2 protein-coding genes are annotated in these 2,412 nt (G+C 40.6%); both read left to right on the forward strand.

Features of this window, described 5'->3' with window-relative positions; genetic code table 11:
• The first annotated feature begins 163 nt into the window (after window positions 1–163).
• Window positions 164–1,024 carry a tyrosine-type recombinase/integrase gene (locus AC2A1D_RS17775; RefSeq protein WP_484044913.1) on the forward strand — a complete coding sequence of 287 codons (861 nt, stop codon included), beginning with the start codon at window positions 164–166 and terminating at the stop codon, window positions 1,022–1,024.
• Window positions 1,021–2,187 (forward strand): IS91 family transposase, encoded by a 1,167-nt coding sequence (locus tag AC2A1D_RS17780; protein ID WP_484044914.1) that lies wholly within the window; start codon window positions 1,021–1,023, stop codon window positions 2,185–2,187. The genes AC2A1D_RS17775 and AC2A1D_RS17780 overlap by 4 nt, the downstream gene beginning before the upstream one ends.
• The last annotated feature ends 225 nt before the right edge of the window (window positions 2,188–2,412 follow it).

Here is a 2,412-nt window from a genome sequence, read left to right on the forward strand (position 1 = left end):
TGTTGAACTAAACCTTCGGTAGCACAGTCTGCATATTTTTGATTACTTTGTAAAACTAATTAAAAATCAATAGAATGGCAACAAAAAAAAGAGTTTAGAAGAGCTTCGAGAAAACAAAATTATCAATCAGGCAAAGCGCGAAGTTCCGGGATTTGCGCAGCTTTTGCAAAGGTTTGAACGTACGGTTTCGGTGTTGGGAAGAAGCCAAAGTACCTTTCAAAATTACTCCAGACACGTCGCTGCGGTGTCGCTACATTTCGGAAAAATTCCTACAGAATTGGATCCCGAGCAAATTCACGATTACCTTTTTTACCTTCAGAAAAAATCTAAATCTCCATCACAGTCGTACTTTAAACATACCGTTTACGGACTTCGATTTTTACTGAAATCGGAAGGTTTGAGCTACGATTATTTGAGTCTTCCCGAAATTAAAAGAGAGAAAAAACTGCCTGTAGTGCTTAGTAAACAGGAGGTTTGGCAAATGCTTTCCGGGTGTAAGCTTTTAAAGCATAAAATTTTGATCGGCATTCTTTACGGCTGCGGATTGCGATGTATGGAGGTTAGAAATCTTCGTTTGTGCGACTTAGATTTAGACAGAAAACAGTTGAAAGTGGTTCAGGGAAAAGGAAAAAAAGACCGCTATTTACCACTTTCCGAACATCTGATTCGGGGACTCAAAAAGTATATCGAAGCGGAAAAACCAGAAGATTATCTCTTTGGAATGCCACGAGAAGGAAGAGCTGGCGGAGAGTTTGATTCCCGCTACTCACAACGAGGCGTTCAGTGGGCGGTAAAGCAGGCATCAAAAACGGCAAACATCCTGAAAGATGTGAGTGTCCATACGCTTCGTCACAGTTTTGCGACGCATCTTCTGGAAGATGGGATGGATATTTTGAGCATCAAAAATCTTCTCGGTCACGAAAGTATTGACACGACGCTGGTTTATCTTCAAATTGCACAACTTTCCACACAAAAACTCTTTTCACCGCTCGATACTTTGTTTTCGGAATTTGGGAAGAAATGAGAGGTTTTAAAACCATAAAAAAACAGCCAACTCAACCACAATCTCAACCTCAATACGAAGTCGCCGATGTTTTAAACAAATTAGGTTCAAAATTGGAAGATTTAGGACTTAATTCTTGGCAGTTAAGAACTTTATTTGCCTTAAAAAAGTGCAGAACTTCGGCTTTGGGCGGTCACATCGATGCTTGTGATGAATGCGGAGTTTTAAGCGTCAGTTACAACTCCTGCCGAAACCGTCACTGCCCAAAATGTCAGGGCAAAAACCGTGAAAAATGGATTGGGATGAGGGAAACCGAACTGCTTCCGGTACCTTATTTCCACGTGGTTTTTACGCTTCCTGATGTATTGAACAAAACCGCGCTTCACGAGCCCAAAATGTTGTACGATTTTTTATTTGAATCTGCCTGGGAAACGCTTCAAACGTTTGGTGAAAATCGAGGTTTAAAAATGGGAATGATTGCTGTTTTGCACACTTGGGGGCAGAATCTGAGCCTTCATCCGCATTTGCACTGCATTGTTCCGGGCGGTGGTGTAGATGAAAGCGAAACTTGGAAAAACATTAGAAGTGACGGTAAATTTCTCTTTCCGGTAAAGGCTTTGAGCAAAGTTTTCAGGGCTAAATTTTGTGAGAAACTAAAAGATAAAAATCTTGAAGAATATCCCAAAATCAGGCGAAATCTGTGGGAAAAACCTTGGGTAGTTTATGCTAAAAAGCCTTTTGGAAGCCCAAAATCTGTGGTGGAATATTTGGGCAGATATACGCATAAAATCGCAGTCAGTAACCAGAGAATCAGAAAAATTGATGCGGAGACGGTCACTTTTTCTTACAAAGATTACCGCCAAAAAGGCATCAAAAAGCAGATGGTTTTGAGCCACGAGGAGTTTATCCGCCGTTTTGCGATGCATATTTTGCCCAAAAGATTTGTAAAAATCCGTCATTATGGTTTTTTGAGCAGCACCTGGAAGCGTATCAAACTTAAAAATCTGCAACAAAAATTAGGCATCCAGCCTAAAGAAAAGCTTCCACCAAAAGCTTTTCAGCCGAAATGTAGTTGTTGTAAAGTTGGAAATTTGGTAACGATTGCCACGTTCGATCTTCGAGGTCCGCCGCAATGGTTTTTGGAGATGAGCCGAAATTTACCTGCTCCTAAATCTGCATTTTAGCGGATTTGGGTAAGGGAAATTATGCCCCAACGTGAAGGAAAACACGATAAAACCAAGAAAAACTCGCCAAAAACGAATGCCTAAAAAAAAGAGAACGTCCTGTTCTCTTGAAATATTTTCTAAAAACTTTACGATAAACCCATAATACCTAAAAAAGCGACCAAAGCTTCCGTTCAACAGGGTTTTCATTGTTCGTGCTGCGCACGCAACGAAAACCTAGCTATT

Source organism: Chryseobacterium sp. HNCC26DJ239 (genome assembly GCF_057180445.1).

Bases quoted from the DNA above. Each gene is read 5' to 3' on its own strand.
- AC2A1D_RS17780 (WP_484044914.1), top strand. From the start codon at position 1,021: ATGAGAGGTTTTAAAACCATAAAAAAACAGCCAACTCAACCACAATCT.